Origin of the sequence: Flavobacterium glycogeni, from assembly GCF_048286775.1 — a bacterium.
Lineage (GTDB): Bacteria > Bacteroidota > Bacteroidia > Flavobacteriales > Flavobacteriaceae > Flavobacterium.
On sequence record NZ_JBLVPV010000007.1, the window covers coordinates 1 to 20,029 of the forward strand.

Consider the following 20,029-nt stretch of genomic DNA (forward strand, 5'->3'; position numbering starts at 1 on the left):
TTCCTTAATCACCAAAATTTTTGCATGTGCCATAATTACTGTTATAATATAGTCCAAATTTACCATAAAAAAACCAATTATCAAAATTGGTCTATATTATATTTTCGTTTGGTATTAGTACGGCTGAAACAATTAAAATGTTACTCCGCTTTAGCTAATAGTGTATCTTGAAATAGGAAAAGTAAACGTGTGAATATTAAATTTTCCTAGGAAATTTATTTTATAATTATTTTCTTATTATAATACTATATATTTGTAAATGTAAAACAATACATACTTTTTTTGAAAAAGTCAGTGCACGGGAAATAATCAAAAGTGGTTTGTATTTGATTTGTACAATATATTTATCATTTTAAATTAAAATCATGATAAATTTTAAAAAACTTTCAAGAGAAGAATTAAAAAATGTCCTGGGTGGTCAAGGTTGCAGTATTGCTGTTCAAGAATCTAATAAATCATGGACAACTAGACAAGGAGAATGTAAACAAGTATTTCAGAATCCAAGAGAGAAGTCAAACCTTGAGATTATGGTAGACTTGCTAAGTACTTTCGGTATAAGAAACGTTGTTATATTTCCTTACGGTTGATAAATGTACTTTTAGAAAAAACATAAAATTATGAGATCATTTCTTTTTACTGCTGTTTTCCTTGCGTTAGTGAGTTTTCTTGCCTCATCCTGTAATGGCTACATTACATATTACAATAAAGCCAACACTATTGATAGAAAATTTAAGGCTAATCATGATACCATTGCTTTTATAAAACGATACAAAAGACTATTTAAAAAATACCATCCACCCAAGAGCAATTTTGCCTTCAGCAAGTATGAAACCTACATTGTTTATGCTGACAAGTACGGCAAAAACTTTGGAGATAAGAAAAGCTTGTATATACTACTTGACTTAGTGGCGCCTTATAACGAACAGTACAAGAGATTGTTTCCTATTTGTGCAAAGTACGGTATAGACAGTTTAAGTGTGGAGCAAAAAATAGATAGGAGTAAAAAAACGATGAATAAACAACTCATCGATTCTTTTTCTGTTGCTTTTGTTCGTGATCAAGGACAAGGACAAGGACGTTCAAATTCTTTGACTATGGTGAAAAATGATAGAATAAATGCTAGACTTCTTAAATGGACGATAGAAAATTATGGGTATCCGTCACCGCAAAAAATTGGTATAACAGGAAATGATGGTGTGTTTATGCCGATGCTGACATTTTTGAGTCATATGGGGGGCAACGTGCCAGAATATTACCCCTATTTTAAAGATACATTATTGAAGTATGTAAAATCTGGAGAATGTTCTCCAAGGGAATATGCAACAATGATAGACCGACATGAACATGTAAATAAACGGGAAATCATCTACGGTGAATACTTGTTTAATTTTTCAGATCTTAAAAAAGTTAACCATAAAAGGAGAAGTATTGGTCTGAAAAGCTTGACCCATAATGTAAATAAGGAAGATAGATAATTAAGTTTTTAAATAAAACTCCTTAGTCAATGAAATATATTCTGGAGTATAAATATGTCGAGCGGTTTCGATGATCAATTCATCAACCATAAAATTGTCATTTTCATTTCGGCTGAAAGCCAATAAACTCCGCTTGATTTCGGTAGTTGGAGTGCCTTTTACCCTGGTTATTTTTAAAGGATATAATTCATATTCTTTGGCTAGAGCCAAGAAATTTTCTTCTTCTTTAAAAGGAATGATTACGGAAAAAATCCCGTTTTCCGAAAGTAACAAGTCGGCCGCTTCAATTAAATCTTCAAAAGGCATTGCGTCAGCAAAACGTGCTAAATCTCTTTGTTCAGTTGCTGATTTAAAATCATCGGTATAAAAAGGAGGATTGGAAACAATTAAATCATATTCGTCTTCAGGTTCTTCCGCAAACTCGTCCAAACCGGCATGAAAACAAAATAAGCGATCACTCCAAGGGGAATTTTCAAAATTATCCACTGCTTGTTCGTACGCTTCTTCGTCGATTTCTAAAGCATCAATTTGTTCGGCGTTGCTTCTTTGTGCCAACATCAAAGCGATTACGCCTGTTCCGGCTCCAATATCTAAAATGCTAAATGGATTATTTTCAATAGGGGTCCAAGCGCCAAGTAAAACGCCGTCGGTTCCAATTTTCATGGCACATCGATCTTGTTGAATTGAGAATTGTTTGAATGAAAACATGAAGAATTTTGATTTCAGATTGTAGATTAACGTCCCGATAGCTATCGGGATTGACTTCAGATTTTGAAATAACCGAAAAACAAATAACCGATTAAACTTTTCTAAAGATACATTTCAATAAGTCCTTCTGGTAAATCCATGATGACTTTTTTGTTTTCCCTGTCAATTTTCACAAGGAAATGGTCAATCATAGGGATAAGAATTTCTACATCGCCGTTTAGAACTTCAAAAAGAGGTTGGGCAGTAGTGTCATTTATGGATTGAATTTTTCCAACAACACCAAGGCGTTTGTCTTCAACTTCAAAATCAATTACTTCATGGAAGTAGAATTTGTTACCGGTAAGTTTTGGCAACATTTTTAAAGGAAGGTACAAGTCGTTACCTATAACGGCATCGGCATCTTCTTCAGTATTCATATCTTCAAAACGAATTCTAAGAAAGTCGTTTTTGTGCAGTGAGCTGCTTTCAATAAAAAAAGGAACCAAGTGTTTGTTGCATTCAACAAACACTGATTCCAAGTTTTCGTATAACTCAGGTTCGTCCGTGTCTAAATAGGCAAGAACTTCCCCTTTGAAACTAAATTTTTTAGCGATTTTACCTAAGTAGAAACAATCTTCTTTACGCATCTTCGCCTTCTAAATTATGCTTCAGTTGTTTCGTTATTTTCTTCTGCAGCTGGAGCTTCTTCAGCTTCAACTTCAGCAACTTCTTCTTCAACAGCAGGAGTTGCAGCAGCAATAGCATCAGCTTCTGCTTGTGCAGCAGCAGCTAAACGTTTTGCGTTTACTTCTTGTTCTGCTTTGAAAGCTTTTGCTTTATCAGCAGCTTGAGCTTTAGTCAAACCTTCTTTTTTAGCATCAACTTTTCCAGCTTTAGCTTCTAACCAAGTAGCTAATTTTGCATCAGCTTGTTCTTGAGTTAGAGCTCCTTTACGAATACCTCCATCAAGGTGGTGTTTCAATAAAGCACCTTTGTAAGAAAGAATTGCTTTAGCAGTATCAGTAGGTTGAGCGCCATTGTGCAACCATTTTACTGCGCTATCAAGGTTTAATTCGATAGTTGCTGGGTTAGTGTTTGGATTGTAAGTACCGATTTTCTCTAAGTATTTACCATCTCTTTTTGAGCGAGCATCTGCTGCTACAACCCAGTAAAAAGGTTTTTGTTTTTTACCGTGTCTTTGTAATCTAATTTTTACTGACATAATCTTGTGATTAAATTTTGAGGTACTCGACCTCGATTAATTAAGGGTGCAAAGATACATTTTTTATCGATAAATACTAATTCGATTGGTGTTTTAATGAATGGTAATGTTTTAGGTATGGCTATTGTTTTTATTTTTTAGTGCAATTTTATTTTTTTAAGGTCTAATGTCATACTTTTGTTTCTCTAAAAGATGCATTTTATGAAAAAATATTTTTTGTTTATTGTCGTGCTTTTTTCTTTAATCTCTTGTGAAGAAGATGTTAGTTTTAATAATCCTTCGCTACAAGGGATGAAGGATAATGTGTTTTGGAGAGGGGTGCAATCCAGAGCAACATTAGCTCCTAATGGGTCTTTGCTTATAGAATCCTTTACAGCAAATGAGACTTTATCCTTGAAAACCACTTCCACTACGGCTCAAACTTATTTTTTAGGAACCAGTGAGTCCAAAAAAGCGACTTATACGATCACTGATGCTACGAATGGTTTGGTTACTTTTTCTACAGGTTTTGGGATAGGAGAGGGGCAAATTGTGATAACAGAATATGACGCTGTAAATAAAACCGTTACTGGGACTTTTAAGTTTAATGCGGAAAATACTGACGATAGTTTATCGGCGAGTCAGATTGTAAATTTCCAACAGGGTGTTTTTTATAAAATTCCCGTAAGTCCAACAGTACTAACGGCTAAGGTAAATTTTGCTCATTAAAGTACTTCTGATTTAATGAAATTATATTTTTATTTTGTCCGTTGTTTAATAATAAAATCATAAATTAGCTAATCTATAGTAGATTAGAGGAAAATTAGAGTACATTTGTTTCATTATTTAAATAAGTACATATGAATATTTTTGTTGGAAGCCTTCCATTCAGTATTGAGGAAGCAGATTTAAGAGAGTCTTTCGAGGCTTACGGAGCAGTTGATTCAGTTAAAATTATTACTGATAAATTTACTGGAAGAAGTAAAGGATTTGGTTTTGTTGAGATGCCAAATGATGACGAAGCTCAAAAAGCAATTGACGAATTGAACGGAGCTACTGTTCAAGGACGTGCAATCGTAGTAAACAAATCTGAGCCTAAACCAGAAGGTGAAAGAAGAAGTTTTAACAATAACAGTCGTGGTGGAGATTCACGCGGTGGTTATGGTGGTGGAAACAGCCGTGGTGGAGATAACCGTGGTGGTGGAAACAGAGGAGGATATTAATATTTTTTTCTACAATATAAAAAAAGGTGTCAATTTATTGACACCTTTTTTGTTACCTATATATTTTTCTGTAGTAGAGATGCACTGTTGTGCATCTCTACAGAATTAATTATTTTACAAATTCGCAACCAACCAATCTCCCACTTCACTGGTTTTATAGGCTTTTGAGTCTTTAGAAGCTAAATCTTCAGTTACAATTCCTTGTTCCAATGATTTGTTAACGACTGCTCTAATAGCTTCTGCTTCTTCTTTTAATCCAAATGCATCTTCAAACATCATCGCAGCAGATAAAACCGTCGCTAATGGATTGGCAATATTTAAACCTGTGGCTTGTGGATACGATCCGTGAATAGGTTCATACAATGAAGTATGTTCTCCTACAGATGCTGATGGCATTAATCCCATAGAACCTGATATTACTGAAGCCTCATCGGTCAAAATATCACCAAATAAGTTTTCTGTAATCAATACGTCATACGAATTAGGCCATTGAACCAAACGCATGGCAACAGCATCAACAAATTCATAACTTACCGTTACTTCTGGATAGTCTTTTTCCATAGCTTGTACTGTTTCTCTCCACAATCGGGAAGTTTCCAATACATTGGCTTTGTCCACACAACACAATTTTTTTGAACGTGTCATAGCTAATTCAAAACCTTTTTTAGCCAAACGTTGTACTTCTGTTCTTGTATAAACACAATTATCAAAGGCAGTTTCGCCGTCGTCTCTTCTTCCTTTTTCTCCAAAATAAATTCCTCCGGTAAGTTCTCTCAAGAAAACCAAATCAGTTCCTTCAATGCGTTCTCTTTTTAAAGGAGAATTGTCAATCAAAGATGGGAATGTAAATGTTGGACGCACATTGGCAAACAAGCCTAATTTTTTACGCATCAATAATAAACCTTGTTCTGGACGAATGGGGGCACTTGGGTCATTATCGTACTTTGGGTGTCCAATGGCTCCAAACAAAACAGCATCTGCTTTCATGCAAATGTCATGTGTTTCGTCAGGATAAGGAACTCCAACGGCATCAATTGCACAAGCTCCAGTAAGTGCAGGTGTCCAAGTGATTTCATGGTTGAATTTTTTTGCAATAGCATCCGAAACTTTTACAGCTTCATTGATTACTTCGGGTCCAATTCCGTCTCCGGCTAAAAGGGCTATGTTAAATTTCATATTAATTGTGTTTTCCTCCCCCCAGCCCCCTCCGAAGGAAGGGGAGACTAGGTGGAATAGGATTGGGTTTATTGTTTGTGTTAAATCTCTTTAATTTTATTTAAAATTTGACGGTCTAATTTCGTCGTGGCTCCCTCCCCTTCGGGGAGTCCCGAAGCTTCGGGAGGGGAGGGGATTACATTCAACATTTTTTGGGTCGCTATGATTGCGGCAACTGTTTGGTCTGAATCCAGTCCTCTGGTTTTGAATTCTTTTTCATTATTCGTCCAGGTAATTATAGTTTCGCATAATGCATCAGAACTACTTCCTGGTGGAATTCGTACTGCATAATCGATCAATTTAGGTAATTCTAAATTTTTGCTTTTATATATTTTTGCCAATGCATTCATAAAGGCATCAAATTGCCCGTCACCTTGTGCATGCTCTTCAATCACTTCTCCGTCTATTTTTAAACACAAAGTGGTTGACGGACGCAATCCTTTGGCATGTGACAGTACGTAAGACTCAACAACAACTTTTTCTTGATAGGTTTGGCTATCCAAAACATCAGAAATGATATACGGCAAATCTTCTTTGGTAACGGTTTCTTTTTTGTCGGCCAGTTCAATGATACGTTGTGTAACTAATTTTAAGTCTTCAGGATTTAATTTTAAACCTAATTCCTGAAGGTTTTTCTCGATATTGGCTTTTCCAGATGTTTTTCCTAAAGCATATTTTCGTTTTCTTCCAAAACGTTCCGGAAGCAAATCATTAAAATATAAATTATTTTTGTTGTCACCATCGGCATGAATACCGGCCGTTTGCGTAAAAACATTGTCACCAACAATAGGTTTGTTAGCAGGAATTCGATAACCGGTAAAAGTCTCCACTAATTTACTCACAGAATATAAAGAAGATTCTTTTACACCGATTTCTATTTGTGGTAAAAAGTCATTGATTACGGCAACAGTGCTTTCAAGCGGGGCATTTCCGGCACGTTCTCCCATTCCGTTTACCGTAACGTGAAGTCCCTGAATACCAGCTTTTACCGCTTCCATTACATTTGCGATGCTTAAATCATAGTCATTATGGGCATGAAAATCAAAATGGGTATCTGGGTATCTCGCTATAATTTTCGAAATGAATTCAAAAGTTTCAGAAGGGATTAAAACGCCTAAAGTGTCCGGTAATAAGATTCTTTTTATAGGTTGTTTGGTCAAAAAATCTAAATATTGGAACACATATTCAGGTGAATTGCGCATTCCGTTACTCCAGTCTTCAAGATAAACATTCGTCTCTATATTATTTTCTTTAGCTAATGCTATTGTTTGTGCAATCTCGGTGAAATGTTGTTCAGGTGTTTTTTTTAATTGATGCGTTAAATGGTTGAGCGATCCTTTGGTTAATAAATTCTGGACTTTAGCTCCAGTTTTTTTCATCCAATCTATTGAAAGTCCACCATCTACAAAGGTTAAAACTTCTATTCTATTAGAATATTCTTTCTCATTAGCCCAAGTCATAATCCCTTTTACACCTTGAAACTCTCCTTCGCTTACACGTGCCGAAGCAATTTCGATTCTATCAATATTTAATTCTTCCAGCAATAATTGCGCAATGGTTAGTTTTTCTGCAGCAGAAAATGATACTCCTGAGGTTTGTTCACCATCACGGAGTGTCGTATCCATTATTTCAATTTTTCTTTTTTTCATTATAAATTTGATGCTAAAAGCGGTTTTGACTTCAGTAATTTGAAATCTTGTCGTTGTGTTTTATAAAAAGGTAAAGCAGTTATCTGGCTTAACAATACTATTGAGCATACGATAACTGCATTTTTATTGTTTGTTTCTAGTAAGGAAGTTGATTGGCAAACCCAACAATTTCTTCTTTGATGTTTTGTAAATAATCAATATCATCAAAACCATTGATCATATTGTCTTTTTTGTATCCAGAGATATCAAAAGATTCTTTTTGACCAGTTGCTTTTAGCGTAATGGTTTGTTCAGGAAGATTAATTTCTAATTCTGTTTTTGGATCCGCTTCAATAGCCTTGAAAATAGTTTCAGCAAATTCAGGACTCACTTGTACCGGTAAAACACCAATGTTTAAGCAATTTCCTTTGAAGATATCAGCAAAGAAACTTGAAACTACAGCACGAAATCCGTAATCGTAAACTGCCCAAGCCGCGTGCTCTCTAGAGGAACCCGAACCAAAGTTTTTTCCTCCTACTAATATTTTCCCACTGTAAGTTGCGTCATTCAATACAAAATCAGCTTTTGTAGTGTCATCTCCGTTGTATCTCCAGTCTCTGAAAAGATTGTCTCCAAAAGCTTCACGTTTGGTAGCTTTCAAGAAACGTGCAGGAATGATTTGATCGGTATCCACATTTTCTATTGGTAGTGGCACTGCACTACTCGTAAGGATGTTAAATTTATCGTATGCCATTTGATTTATGATTTTAGATTTATGATTTTAGATTTCAGATTCCTTGTGTGGAAAACTGAATCTTTTAAATCTTAAAGCTTTTTATTTTTTATTTGTCTTTTTTTGAAATTGGAATTGTCATTGATATTGCTATTGAAATTGACCTACATCAACTCTCTAGGATCTGTCAATACTCCAGTTACAGCAGCAGCAGCAGCCATAATTGGACTTGCCAATAATGTTCTTGAACCTGGACCTTGACGACCCTCGAAGTTTCTGTTTGAAGTACTTACTGCGTATTTTCCTGCAGGTACTTTATCATCATTCATCGCTAAACAAGCTGAACAACCTGGCTGACGCAATACAAAACCAGCTTCCGTAAGAATGTCCAAAAGGCCTTCTTCTTTAATTTGAGCTTCTACAACGTGTGACCCTGGAACTAACCAAGCTGTTACGTTATCTGCTTTTTGTCGCCCTTTTACAATTTCTGTAAAAGCTCTGAAATCTTCAATTCTACCATTGGTACAACTTCCCAAGAAAACAAAATCAATTGGCTTGCCAATCATTACGTCGTTTTCTTCAAAACCCATATAGGCTAAAGATTTTTTGTATGTTTCGGCACCACCTTCCACTTGGTTCGCATTTGGAATATTTTTGGAGATACCAATTCCCATTCCAGGGTTTGTGCCATACGTAATCATTGGTTCAATATCTGCAGCATTGATGTTTAATTCTGCATCAAATACAGCATCAGCATCCGTTTTTAATGTTTTCCAATACGCAACCGCTTTATCCCAAGCTTCGCCTTTTGGAGCGTATAATCTTCCTTCTAGGAAATCAAATGTTTTTTGGTCCGGAGCAATCATGCCACCACGAGCACCCATTTCGATACTCAAGTTACAAACGGTCATACGACCTTCCATAGACATGTTTTCGAAAACGTCTCCTGCATATTCTGCAAAATATCCTGTACCACCAGAAGTAGTTAATTGAGAAATAATATACAATGCAACGTCTTTTGGACCCACACCTTTACTCAATTCACCATTTACGTTGATACGCATTTTCTTTGGTTTCGGTTGCATGATACATTGTGTAGCCATCACCATTTCTACTTCAGAAGTTCCGATACCAAAAGCAATAGCGCCAAAAGCACCATGCGTAGAAGTATGGGAATCTCCACAAACGATAGTGGCGCCTGGCAAAGTAATTCCGTTTTCAGGACCTACTACGTGAACGATACCATTTTTTTGATGACCTAATCCCCAGTGAGAAATACCATATTCTGCTGCGTTGTCTTCTAATGCCTTAAGTTGATTAGCAGATAATGCATCTTGAACCGGTAAATGTTGATTTATGGTTGGTGTGTTGTGATCCGCAGTAGCAAAAGTGCGCTCTGGATATAATACTGAAATTCCTCTTTCTTTTAAACCTAAAAAAGCTACAGGACTAGTAACTTCATGGATGAAATGACGGTCAATAAAAAACACGTCTGGTCCATCTTCAATTTTACGCACAACATGCGAATCCCATACTTTGTCAAATAATGTAGTACTCATTTTAATATGTTTTTAATGTATTTTTTTATAGCCAAATTGGCTAAGATGATAACAATGAAAGCAAAACTAAAAAAAGAATCAGGTCTTTATTTTTTAATATTTCATTATATACGATACCCAAAATCGGATTAGGGTATTTCTTTGTTGATTTTTATCTTTTAGGCTTCTTTTTTATTAGTGCAGTTTTTTATTTATATAAAATAAAAAGTCAATTTCTTGAGGTTTTTGATATTTATAGAATAGTTAGTATCTACTCCTAAAAAGCTCTTATATTTGTGAATATTTAATAAAATGGAATAAAAACCGACTTTTTTTTAATTTTAAATCGACTATTTGAATTTTGTTGAAATTGCTTTTAAATCTGATTTTCTTGGTAAATGGCATATTTTTTAGCCGTATTTCAGTGTTTTTTTTTGATGAAATACTACGACATCCAAAAAATCAATACGTACTCTTTTTATCTTTTTAACAAGGTACTATCAAGATGATTTGTTGAAAGTGATTGTAGTTTTAATAGGAGAATAGTTCTGGAAAATAAATTTATTTTTTGTTGATAACTTACTTCTATTCTACTCTAAAAAAAACTAAATTTGAAATTCATTTTTTGCGATTTTTTTAAATCACAAACACTTCAACTCCAGATATGTACTTAATATTCGATACCGAAACTACAGGATTACCAAAGCGTTGGGGCGCTCCCATTTCAGATACGGATAACTGGCCGCGTTGTATTCAAATCGCTTGGCAGTTGCACGATGATATGGGAAAACTCATCGAGCATCAGGATTATTTGGTCAAGCCCGAAGGTTTTAATATTCCATATGATGCGGAACGAATTCACGGTATTTCTACGGAATTGGCGGAGGCTGAAGGTATTTCTTTGGCGGAAGTTTTAGAAAAATTCAATATTGCATTAGGCAAAGCCAAATTTATTGTTGGTCAGAATTTAGGTTTTGATATCAATATTATGGGTTGCGAGTTTTATAGAATGGGAGTGGAAAGTCAAATGAGTTCGATGCCTATTTTGGATACCTGTACGGAAGTAACCGCTTCTTTATTGAAATTGCCGGGTGGGCGAGGAGGAAAATTCAAATTGCCTACGTTAACGGAATTGCACTCTTATCTTTTTAATAAACCTTTTGGTGAGGCGCACAACGCAACTGCCGATGTGGAGGCCACTACGCGTTGTTTCTTGGAGTTAATTCGTCGTGATGTTTTCACAAAAGAGGAACTCGATGTTCCAGCCAGTTATTTTCAAGACTTTCAAAGTAAGAATCCAAGCGAGATTAAACTCATTGGTTTAAAACATATTAATCTTAAGGAAGCTTCGGATAAAATCCGTCAGCAGTTTGGAGAAAAACAAGCGCCGGCGGTTTCAAAACAAGAACTTTCGGAGAATAAAAAGGTGCTTATTGATGCGCCTTTCGTGCATTTGCACAATCATACGCAGTTCTCGGTGTTGCAATCTACCATTAGTATTGCGGCATTGGTAAAAGCAGCGGCACAACAAAAAATGCCTGCGGTTGCCATGACGGATCATGCGAATTTGATGGGCGCTTTTCATTTTGTTCGCGATATTTTATACCACAATAAAGCGGCTGAAGCCAAAAATAAAGCGGCTATCGAAAATGGGGAAGAACCTACTGAAGTTCCGATGAAACCAATTGTGGGCTGTGAATTTTTTGTTTGTGAAGACCATAAAAATAAGTCGGTTAAAGACAATGGATACCAAATAGTGCTTTTGGCGAAGACCAAAAAAGGCTATCATAATTTGGCTAAAATGTCTTCCATCGCGTATACGGAAGGGTTTTATTATGTGCCTAGAATCGACAGGAAAGTCATTCAGGAATTCAAAGAAGATATTATTGTTTTGTCTGGAAATCTTTATGGTGAAATCCCAAATAAGATTTTAAATATTGGTGAAAACCAAGCCGAAGAAGCCTTGATTTGGTGGAAAAACGAATTCAAAGAAGATTTTTACATTGAGGTGATGCGCCACAATCAAGAAGATGAAAATCGGGTGAATGCGTCTTTGATTTCATTGGCAAGAAAGCATGAGGTCAAGATTATTGCGACAAACAATACCTTTTATATAGACAAAGAAAATTCGAATGCACACGATATTTTGCTTTGTGTGCGGGATGGTGAAAAGCAAACTACACCTATTGGTCGTGGTCGCGGCTATCGTTACGGATTGCCGAATCAGGAATACTATTTCAAGTCGGGAGATGAGATGAAACAGCTTTTTGCGGATTTACCGGAAGCGATTTCGAATCTTTCGGAGATTGTGGATAAAATTGAAATTTTCGATTTAGCACGAGAAGTTTTACTTCCCAAATTTGAAATTCCGGTTGAATTTAATAATCCCGAAGATGAAAAAGATGGCGGAGTACGGGGAGAAAATGCGTATTTAAGACATCTTACTTTTGAAGGAGCTAATCGAAGATATCCTGTAATTACTGAAGAAATTCAGGAACGATTGGACTTTGAATTGTTGACAATTTCGAATTCCGGGTATCCGGGTTATTTCTTGATTGTACAGGATTTAATTGCTGAGGCCAGAAGTATGGGGGTTTCTGTGGGACCTGGTCGTGGTTCTGCGGCAGGCTCGGTGGTGGCGTATTGTTTGAAAATCACCAATATCGACCCATTGATGTACAACTTGCTTTTTGAGCGTTTCCTGAATCCGGATCGTGTGTCACTACCCGATATTGATATCGATTTTGATGATGAAGGACGAAGCAGTGTGATGGATTATGTGATCCGGAAATACGGTTCGAAACAAGTGGCGCAAATTATCACCTATGGTAAAATGGCAACAAAATCGGCTATTCGAGATACGGCTCGTGTGCTGGATTTACCTTTATTCGAGGCGGATAAAATTGCAAAGTTGATTCCGGGCATGATGCCGTCAAAATGGAATTTAGCGCGTTTTTTGAATGAAAAAGAAGATGTAATTAAGAAGGCGGTTCGTCCGGAAGAATACGATAAAATAAAAGAATTAATAGGCCTTGCGAATGAAAGTGATTTAGGTGGAGAGACCATTCAGCAAGCCAAAGTTTTAGAAGGAAATCTAAGAAATACAGGGATTCACGCTTGTGGAGTAATTATTACGCCAAGCGACATTACCAATTTTGTTCCTGTGGCTACCGCCAAAGATTCGGATTTGTACGTGACCCAATTTGATAACTCGGTGGTGGAAAGTGCCGGTTTGTTGAAGATGGACTTCTTGGGTTTGAAAACCCTAACCCTGATAAAAGACACCGTCAAATTAGTAAAATACAGAACGGGAATTGACTTGAATCCCGATGAGTTTCCAATTGATGATTTGAAGACGTATGAGCTTTTTCAGCGTGGAGAAACAGTAGGGATTTTCCAGTATGAGAGTCCGGGAATGCAAAAATACATGAAGGAATTGAAGCCGACGGTTTTCCCCGATTTGATTGCCATGAATGCGTTGTATCGTCCGGGACCGATTGCCTATATCCCGAGTTTCGTTAAGCGAAAAAACGGCGAAGAGGAAATTATTTATGACCTTGAAGCTTGCGAAGAATTACTAAAAGACACGTACGGAATTACCGTTTACCAAGAACAGGTAATGCTTTTGTCCCAAAAACTGGCGGATTTCTCCAAAGGGGATGCCGATGTTTTGCGTAAAGCGATGGGGAAAAAACAAAAGGACGTTCTGGATAAAATGAAGCCTAAATTTATCAGTCAGGCTGCCGCCAAAGGTCATGCCGAAGATAAACTGGAGAAAATATGGAAAGACTGGGAAGCCTTTGCGGAATATGCCTTTAATAAATCACACTCGACTTGTTATGCATGGATTGCGTACCAAACGGCATTTTTGAAAGCCAATTACCCTGCGGAATATATGGCTGCGGTTTTGTCTAATAATATGAGTGACATCAAGCAAGTTTCGTTCTTTATGGAGGAATGCAAGCGCATGGGATTACAAGTTTTAGGACCTGATGTAAATGAGTCGTTTTATAAATTTACAGTAAATGATGATTATGCGGTTCGTTTTGGAATGGGCGCCATAAAAGGTGTTGGTTCTGGAGCTGTGGCAACGATAGTAGAGAATAGAAAAGATGGAAAATACAAATCGGTTTTTGATTTGACCAAGCGCATTGATTTGCGCGCAGCGAATAAAAAGGCGCTTGAGAATTTAATATTAGCAGGTGGATTTGATTCGTTTTTAGGGACAACAAGAGCGCAATATTTTCATGATGATGGCGATGGAATTACCTTTTACGAAAAATCCATACGATATGGATCGAAGTTTCAGGAAAATGAGAATTCATCACAGGTGAGTTTGTTTGGTGACACCAGTGAAGTTCAAATTGCAGAGCCTGTTGTGCCGCCATGCGAGGATTGGAGTACGATGGAAAAATTGGCTAAAGAGAAGGAAGTTGTAGGGATTTATATCTCGGGACATCCGCTGGATGATTACAAATTTGAAATGAAATATTTTTGTAACGCTAAGCTTGAAGCGCTTAAAAACATGGAACTCCATGTTAGTAAAAACTTGACTTTTGGAGGGATTATCAATAATGTACAACATCGTGTGGCCAAAAATGGAAAAGGTTGGGGCATGTTTACATTAGAAGGATATGATGAAAGTTATGAGTTTAGAATTTTTGGGGAAGAGTATTTAAAGTTCCGTCATTTCTTTATTCAAAATAATTTTACGTTCATGAAAGTGTTGGTGAAAGAAGGCTGGACAGACCGTGATACCGGGAAAAAGGGAGAACCAAGATTGCAATTTGTGGAAGTAAAGCAATTGCAAGATGTGTTAGAAACCTTCGCTAGAAAACTAGTTGTGCTTTTGAATATTGCGGATTTAGAAGCTGATTTTATTCATCGATTGAGTCACCTTTTTCAAGAGAATAAAGGAGAAAATACCGTGACATTTGAAATCATGGAATTGGAAAAAATTAAACGAATTGTGGAGAATGAGCCTGTTGTGGTAGAAAATGAAGAGGCTGTTTTTGTTGATGAAAGCGATGATGTTGAAGCATCGGTGCTTGAAGTTCCTGAAATAAATAGTACGACAGAAGTCGAAGAAATAAAAGTGGTGACCAAACTAACCATGGCCAGCAGAAAATTAAAAATCAAAATTTCGAATGAATTGTTAGTGGAACTGGAGAAAATGCAGATTAACTTTAAGTTGAATTGAATTTTTTAAGAGTTAAATTTTAAGTGTAAATTTTATTTTTTAGTTAAATATTTATTATGCACGCATACTTTTAGCTTAAATTCCGAATATTGTAATGATTGTTCTTTTGTGATGCTAAAGCATCTGTGAAATTTATCTTAAATTATTTATGTTTGTATAAATTAATTAAGAATAAAATTATGAAAAAGAACCTGTTTTTATTGGGATTTATGGCTTGTACCATGACTATGGTAGCACAAACTGAAAAAAAAGAAAGTTGGTATTTTAAATTAGGCGGATCTTATTTTGTTCAAACTGCTGCTACTGAATTTCCGACAGTTGGAGGAAATGCAGCTTTAGATAAAGTGTATGTTGGTGGAAAATTAACTTCGGAAGAAAGTGTTACAGGTTCATTTGGTGAGGGTTTTCGTACTGGCGGTACTGTTGGTTACAGATTCAATGCTCGTTTAGGTGTTGAGATGGGTGTTAATTATTATTCTAGTAATGATAAAACAATGGCGCAAACGACTACAGATCAAATATTTATTTCTAATGGGAAACCTGTTTATAATTTCAAATCTGTAGGTCAGATTACCGCTTTTGATTTAGCGCCAGCGTTAGTATTGTTTTTAGGAGAGCATAAAGGTTTTGAGCCTTATACTAAAGTGGGTGTTTTGCTACCTATTCACGGTGATTTAGAAATTACTACAGACGCAGTGGCTCCAACAGGTGTGGCTAACCCAGCAACGGTAGCTGTACATAGTGTAGATAAGGTAAAACCAAATCCAACAGTAGGATTTATGTCTGCTTTAGGGACATCGTATAAATTAGGAAAGAAAATTTCTGCTTTTGCGGAATTGGAATACCGTAATTTTACGGTTCATGGAAAAACTAAAGAAACGACTGAATTTACAAGGAATGGTCAAGATGCATTAGCAGGTAGAAGCCAAGCTCAAATTCATACGAATTATGTAGATCGTTTGGATGTTAATTCAAATAATGCTGCAACAAATCCAAATGGGTTAGATTCAACGAAACCAATGGATGAATTGAGTTCTTATGTTGGAATCAGTGGGTTGGGATTAACTCTTGGTTTGAAATATAGTCTATAATCAAATACAATTGAAATAGAATGAAGACCTTCTGAAAAGAGGGTCTTTTTTTGTGGTCTAAACGTTTTGAAATCCCCAAATGTCATAGCCCTGATGGAAGCGGCATCCTTTTTCTTTTTTCTTTAAAAAGGAAAAGATACAGCGTACAGCAGGAAGTAGCTCCTAATTGTTGTAATTTTGAATGGATTGAAACAGGGTGATAAGAATTGACAATGTATTAATAGTCAAAACTAATTTACGAATAGTGTTTGGTTTGTTTTTAATTTCTAAATTTGTAATCGAGTTTGAGACTTTAAATATTCAAACGATAAACTTTAAATATAAAATTATGGCATTAGCAATAACAGACGCTACTTTTGAAGAAGTAGTTTTGAAATCAACACAACCAGTAATGGTGGATTTTTGGGCAGCATGGTGTGGACCTTGTAGAATGGTTGGGCCAATCATTGACGAACTAAGCAACGAGTACGCAGGGAAAGTAGTGATAGGAAAAGTAGATGTGGATGCAAACCAAGAATTTGCTGCTAAATACGGAGTGAGAAATATCCCAACAGTGTTGGTTTTTCATAACGGAGAAGTAGTAGGGAAACAAGTAGGAGTTGCTCCGAAACAAACTTACGCTGATAGTTTAGACGCTTTGTTGTAATCGGTAGATTATGATTTATATAGAATCTGAAAAGATTCAAATAAAAGGTTTGGCGAAAGTCAAGCCTTTTTTTTGTTTAAAGCCTAAAGCCTAAAGCAGCAAGTCGTAAAGTTTTAAAGTCCTATCTCTATGTCTCTTTGTTTTAAAAAAAAATCTATTTGGTTATCAACAATGAGATTTAGAGATTTAGAGTGAATCAGCGGTTGTGCTATTTTCTTTTCAATCTTTAAATTTTTAAATCGTTCAATCTTTTAATATATTTGGAATATGAAGATCGAATCGCAAATAGAGAAAATTTCCAGTTTTCAGCATCTGGAGTTGCTGGCCAATCAGGTGGTGGAAGGTTTTATTTCAGGAATGCATAAAAGTCCGTTTCATGGATTTTCGGCTGAATTTGCTGAACATAAAGTCTATAATGTAGGGGAAAGCACAAGGCACATTGATTGGAAGTTATTTGCCAAAACGGATCGTTTGTATACCAAACGCTTCGAGGAAGAGACTAATTTGCGGTGTCATATTATTATCGATAATTCCTCATCGATGCATTATCCGAAACTAAAAGACAGTCAGCATTTTTTTGAGAATAAGATTGGCTTTTCGGTTTTGGCTTCGGCGGTTTTAATGAATCTTTTAAAGAAGCAACGCGATGCTGTGGGAATAAGTGTGTTTTCGGATACATACGAGTACTACGCGCCTGAAAAAGGCAGTGATCGTCATCATCGAATGATCTTAAATACGCTTGAAGGACTTTTAGAGAAACCTGTGGTCAAAAAAAGTACCGATACAATTACATTTTTGCATCAAATAGCCGAGAAAATCCACCGCCGTTCAATGATTATCTTATTTACGGATATGTTTCAATCCGGTAATGAAGAAGCGCTGTTTAATGCGCTGCAACATTTAAAACACAATAAGCATAAAGTGGTCTTATTTCATGTTGTTGATAACAAAACAGAGTTGAATTTTGACTTTGATAATGCTCCAAGGAAGTTTGTTGATGTAGAAACGGGAGAAGAAGTAGCTGTTTTTGCCGATAATGTCAAAGAAGAATACGAAAAACAGGTAGAAAATTACTTTAAGAAATTGGCGCTGACCTGTTCTCAAAACCGAATAAAGTACATTCCGGTAAGCGTTGGGGAAAGTTTTGAAAAAATTTTAATGACTTACTTAGTTGAGAAACAAAACTTTGGATAACAGGGTGGAATTTTATTGAATATTTTTTCGAAAAAGGCTTGCGCAAACGGAAATCTATTGTATCTTTGCCACCGCAATAACGCAGAGGTTTGGTAGTTCAGTTGGTTAGAATACATGCCTGTCACGCATGGGGTCGCGGGTTCGAGTCCCGTCCAGACCGCAATATTGGAGAAAGCCTTTCGTAACAGAAAGGCTTTTTTGCCCAATTACGGTATCGAAAGCTAGTTGTGTTGTTTGGTCGGCCTTGTAAGCTGACCGGGTTTAGTAGTTAGACCAATGAAAAGCTTTCCACTTTTGTGGATAGCTTTTTTGATTAAATAGCAGGTTTGGTAGTTCAGTTGGTTAGAATACATGCCTGTCACGCATGGGGTCGCGGGTTCGAGTCCCGTCCAGACCGCTAATCCCGACAGCTATCGGGAGAAGAAAGCCTTTCTGTAACGGAAAGGCTTTTTTATTTTAGGGTAGTTGTAAATTAATAGGTTTGTCGGTAATGTGTCTAATGTTTTAAAAATGGCACGCGGATTAAACGGATTCATTCCTAATTTTTAAGATGTCGTAAAAAAGTACGTTTAATTTTATAATCTGTGACGGAAAAATGAAAATAGGGATTCTTACGAACAAACCTATATTAAAACAATCCGGATCTATTTTGCCATACAATCCAGACAAACAATCCCAAATACATTACGCAAACCACAAACTTCATAAAGCTGGAAGCCAGAAAGCCTACAAAGGAACCTGCGGCTGCTTTCAAAGCCCGATTATGGTCTTTAAAATCATAAATAAGTTCTCCTATTAGCGCACCAACAAAAGGACCGATAATGAAGCCAAAAGGGACAGGAGCAAGAATTCCAACAATCAAACCGATGTTTGTTCCCCAAATACCATACGAGCTTCCGCCAAATCTCTTGGTTCCTTTAGCCGGAATTACATAATCTAAAATCGATATGATTACAGTGACTAACAATGCAATACCTAAAATCCAATAATTAGCCGGAACAGCATTCGTGAAATAAAGCAATGCCAACCCGACCCAACTGATGCCAGGACCGGGTAAAACCGGTAAAAAACTACCAAAAATGCCTAAAATCACACACATAAAACCAAGAACCAAAAGCAGTACATCCATAAATTTATTTTTAGTAATTTTGAAAACACAAAAGCAACACTTAACCAGCTTATGAAAGGGATTAAATTAATCATTTTATTTTCGATTATATTCTTTTTCGTTTTTTCTTTTTGGACTGTAAATGCCCAGGGAAAAATTGCAAATAGCAATGATGCCTTTTTAAAGGAGGCTATTTACAACGAGAATAGAGTAAAAGTATTAAATTTTTCTTTGAAAGAGTTTGATGCGCTTTTTTTTGAGTTTTCCGATAAAAAATCAAATCCAAATTTAGTATTGACAAAGGAGGAATTCTATAAATATACGATTCAGATTGCTATTTTTTCAGACCGATTGGCGGCTTTGTATCCAGATCAAAAAGAAATCGCAGCCGAAAACAAAAAGAAATGGTTTGCTGAAAACTACGAAGATTATTTGCTTTCGAAAGCATCTCAAAAAAAATAATTGTATTTTTATAGAATATTAGTCCAATTCAAAAACAAAACCTTGAAGCAGTATTACCTCTTTTTAGTATTTATATTTTTTAATTCCTGTCAATACTTTGACAAGCAAATCCCTTCGGAAAAGGAATTGTTGCAAAAGGAACTGAAATCCATCAATTGGAAAGAAGTCGATGAATACCCATCGGTAGTAGATTGTGAAAAAATAGAAGATAAAAAACAACGCCAACAATGTTTTTTCGAAGTTTTAACGCAGCTGATTCAGGAGAAATTGAGCATTGACACTCTTTCTATCCTCTATCCTGAACTGGATACGATTGAAGTAAAGGTTACTGTTTTTCCAAATGCAACGATGCAATTCGAACCTCAATTTCCAAAAGATTCTGTTGCCTACGATAAAATCAAAATTGACAGTATTCTTAAAGTCCGTTTGGTTGATTTTCCAAAAATTAACCCAGCCATCAAACGCGGAATTCCAGTAAAAACACAATTTATTCTTCCAGTTATTCTAAAAGTAGAGTAGGTTTTGAAGCTATCCCGATAGCTATCGGGATCAGCTATTCGTTATAATCTTTATGTTTTTGGCAGCAAAAACATAAAGGATTTTCACTGCTATCTGGGCTAGGGCTTTA

At 36.1% G+C, this 20,029-nt stretch carries 18 protein-coding genes and 2 tRNA genes; 12 read left to right on the forward strand and 8 right to left on the reverse strand.

Annotation, left to right across the window (positions count from 1 at the left end; genetic code table 11):
- Positions 1–365: 365 nt before the first annotated feature.
- Positions 366–587 (forward strand): bacteriocin-like protein, encoded by a 222-nt coding sequence (locus ACNQGX_RS07385; protein WP_417975282.1) that lies wholly within the window; start codon positions 366–368, stop codon positions 585–587.
- A gap of 30 nt (positions 588–617) precedes the next feature.
- Positions 618–1,475 (forward strand): hypothetical protein, encoded by an 858-nt coding sequence (locus ACNQGX_RS07390; RefSeq protein ID WP_417975283.1) that lies wholly within the window; start codon positions 618–620, stop codon positions 1,473–1,475.
- On the opposite strand, the gene ACNQGX_RS07395 is transcribed toward ACNQGX_RS07390, so the two are convergent.
- The 3 genes from ACNQGX_RS07395 to ACNQGX_RS07405 form a co-directional block, all read right to left on the reverse strand.
- Positions 1,476–2,183 (reverse strand): tRNA1(Val) (adenine(37)-N6)-methyltransferase, encoded by a 708-nt coding sequence (locus ACNQGX_RS07395; protein ID WP_417975284.1) that lies wholly within the window; start codon positions 2,181–2,183, stop codon positions 1,476–1,478.
- Positions 2,184–2,284: 101 nt separating this feature from the next.
- A complete protein-coding gene (gene rimM, locus ACNQGX_RS07400; protein WP_417975285.1) occupies positions 2,285–2,809 on the reverse strand; it encodes a ribosome maturation factor RimM in 525 nt (174 codons plus the stop codon).
- 14 nt (positions 2,810–2,823) lie between these two features.
- Positions 2,824–3,384 carry a 30S ribosomal protein S16 gene (locus tag ACNQGX_RS07405; RefSeq protein ID WP_131915584.1) on the reverse strand — a complete coding sequence of 187 codons (561 nt, stop codon included), beginning with the start codon at positions 3,382–3,384 and terminating at the stop codon, positions 2,824–2,826.
- 201 nt (positions 3,385–3,585) lie between these two features.
- On the opposite strand from ACNQGX_RS07405, the gene ACNQGX_RS07410 reads away from it, so the two are divergent.
- Together ACNQGX_RS07410 and ACNQGX_RS07415 are read left to right on the forward strand one after the other, a co-directional pair.
- Positions 3,586–4,092, forward strand: coding sequence for a DUF6252 domain-containing protein (locus ACNQGX_RS07410; RefSeq protein ID WP_417975286.1), 507 nt, complete (start codon positions 3,586–3,588; stop codon positions 4,090–4,092).
- Between the two features lie 131 nt (positions 4,093–4,223).
- Positions 4,224–4,586: an RNA recognition motif domain-containing protein gene (locus ACNQGX_RS07415; protein WP_099713722.1), complete on the forward strand. Its 363-nt coding sequence runs from the start codon at positions 4,224–4,226 to the stop codon at positions 4,584–4,586.
- Positions 4,587–4,700: 114 nt separating this feature from the next.
- Here the strand turns inward: ACNQGX_RS07415 and leuB are convergent, their stop codons facing one another.
- From leuB to leuC, 4 genes are all read right to left on the reverse strand, one after another.
- Complete coding sequence (leuB, locus tag ACNQGX_RS07420; protein WP_417975287.1) at positions 4,701–5,762, reverse strand: 3-isopropylmalate dehydrogenase; 1,062 nt, start codon at positions 5,760–5,762, stop codon at positions 4,701–4,703.
- Between the two features lie 80 nt (positions 5,763–5,842).
- Positions 5,843–7,450 carry an alpha-isopropylmalate synthase regulatory domain-containing protein gene (locus ACNQGX_RS07425; RefSeq protein ID WP_417975288.1) on the reverse strand — a complete coding sequence of 536 codons (1,608 nt, stop codon included), beginning with the start codon at positions 7,448–7,450 and terminating at the stop codon, positions 5,843–5,845.
- A 136-nt stretch (positions 7,451–7,586) separates the two neighbouring features.
- Complete coding sequence (leuD, locus tag ACNQGX_RS07430) at positions 7,587–8,183, reverse strand: 3-isopropylmalate dehydratase small subunit (RefSeq protein WP_417975289.1); 597 nt, start codon at positions 8,181–8,183, stop codon at positions 7,587–7,589.
- Between the two features lie 143 nt (positions 8,184–8,326).
- Positions 8,327–9,721, reverse strand: coding sequence for a 3-isopropylmalate dehydratase large subunit (gene leuC / locus ACNQGX_RS07435; protein ID WP_417975290.1), 1,395 nt, complete (start codon positions 9,719–9,721; stop codon positions 8,327–8,329).
- A gap of 643 nt (positions 9,722–10,364) precedes the next feature.
- Between leuC and dnaE the strand changes: the two genes are divergently transcribed.
- From dnaE to ACNQGX_RS07465, 6 genes are all read left to right on the forward strand, one after another.
- Positions 10,365–14,900, forward strand: a complete 4,536-nt coding sequence (gene dnaE, locus ACNQGX_RS07440; RefSeq protein WP_417975291.1) for a DNA polymerase III subunit alpha — start codon at positions 10,365–10,367, stop codon at positions 14,898–14,900.
- A gap of 179 nt (positions 14,901–15,079) precedes the next feature.
- Positions 15,080–15,991, forward strand: a complete 912-nt coding sequence (locus ACNQGX_RS07445) for an outer membrane beta-barrel protein (protein WP_417975292.1) — start codon at positions 15,080–15,082, stop codon at positions 15,989–15,991.
- A 328-nt stretch (positions 15,992–16,319) separates the two neighbouring features.
- Positions 16,320–16,637: a thioredoxin gene (gene trxA / locus ACNQGX_RS07450; protein ID WP_131915574.1), complete on the forward strand. Its 318-nt coding sequence runs from the start codon at positions 16,320–16,322 to the stop codon at positions 16,635–16,637.
- 267 nt (positions 16,638–16,904) lie between these two features.
- Positions 16,905–17,831, forward strand: a complete 927-nt coding sequence (locus ACNQGX_RS07455; protein WP_417975293.1) for a DUF58 domain-containing protein — start codon at positions 16,905–16,907, stop codon at positions 17,829–17,831.
- Between the two features lie 86 nt (positions 17,832–17,917).
- A tRNA-Asp gene (locus tag ACNQGX_RS07460) sits at positions 17,918–17,991 on the forward strand.
- Positions 17,992–18,154: 163 nt separating this feature from the next.
- A tRNA-Asp gene (locus ACNQGX_RS07465) sits at positions 18,155–18,228 on the forward strand.
- Between the two features lie 231 nt (positions 18,229–18,459).
- Here the strand turns inward: ACNQGX_RS07465 and ACNQGX_RS07470 are convergent.
- The gene (locus ACNQGX_RS07470) at positions 18,460–18,960 is read right to left on the reverse strand and encodes a DUF456 domain-containing protein (protein WP_417975294.1); all 501 of its coding nucleotides are present in this window, start codon (positions 18,958–18,960) and stop codon (positions 18,460–18,462) included.
- A 51-nt stretch (positions 18,961–19,011) separates the two neighbouring features.
- Here ACNQGX_RS07470 and ACNQGX_RS07475 point away from each other — a divergent pair, with 51 nt between their 5' ends.
- Both ACNQGX_RS07475 and ACNQGX_RS07480 read left to right on the forward strand, forming a co-directional pair.
- A complete protein-coding gene (locus ACNQGX_RS07475) occupies positions 19,012–19,401 on the forward strand; it encodes a hypothetical protein (RefSeq protein ID WP_417975295.1) in 390 nt (129 codons plus the stop codon).
- Positions 19,402–19,443: 42 nt separating this feature from the next.
- Complete coding sequence (locus tag ACNQGX_RS07480; RefSeq protein ID WP_417975296.1) at positions 19,444–19,920, forward strand: hypothetical protein; 477 nt, start codon at positions 19,444–19,446, stop codon at positions 19,918–19,920.
- Positions 19,921–20,029 lie beyond the last annotated feature (109 nt).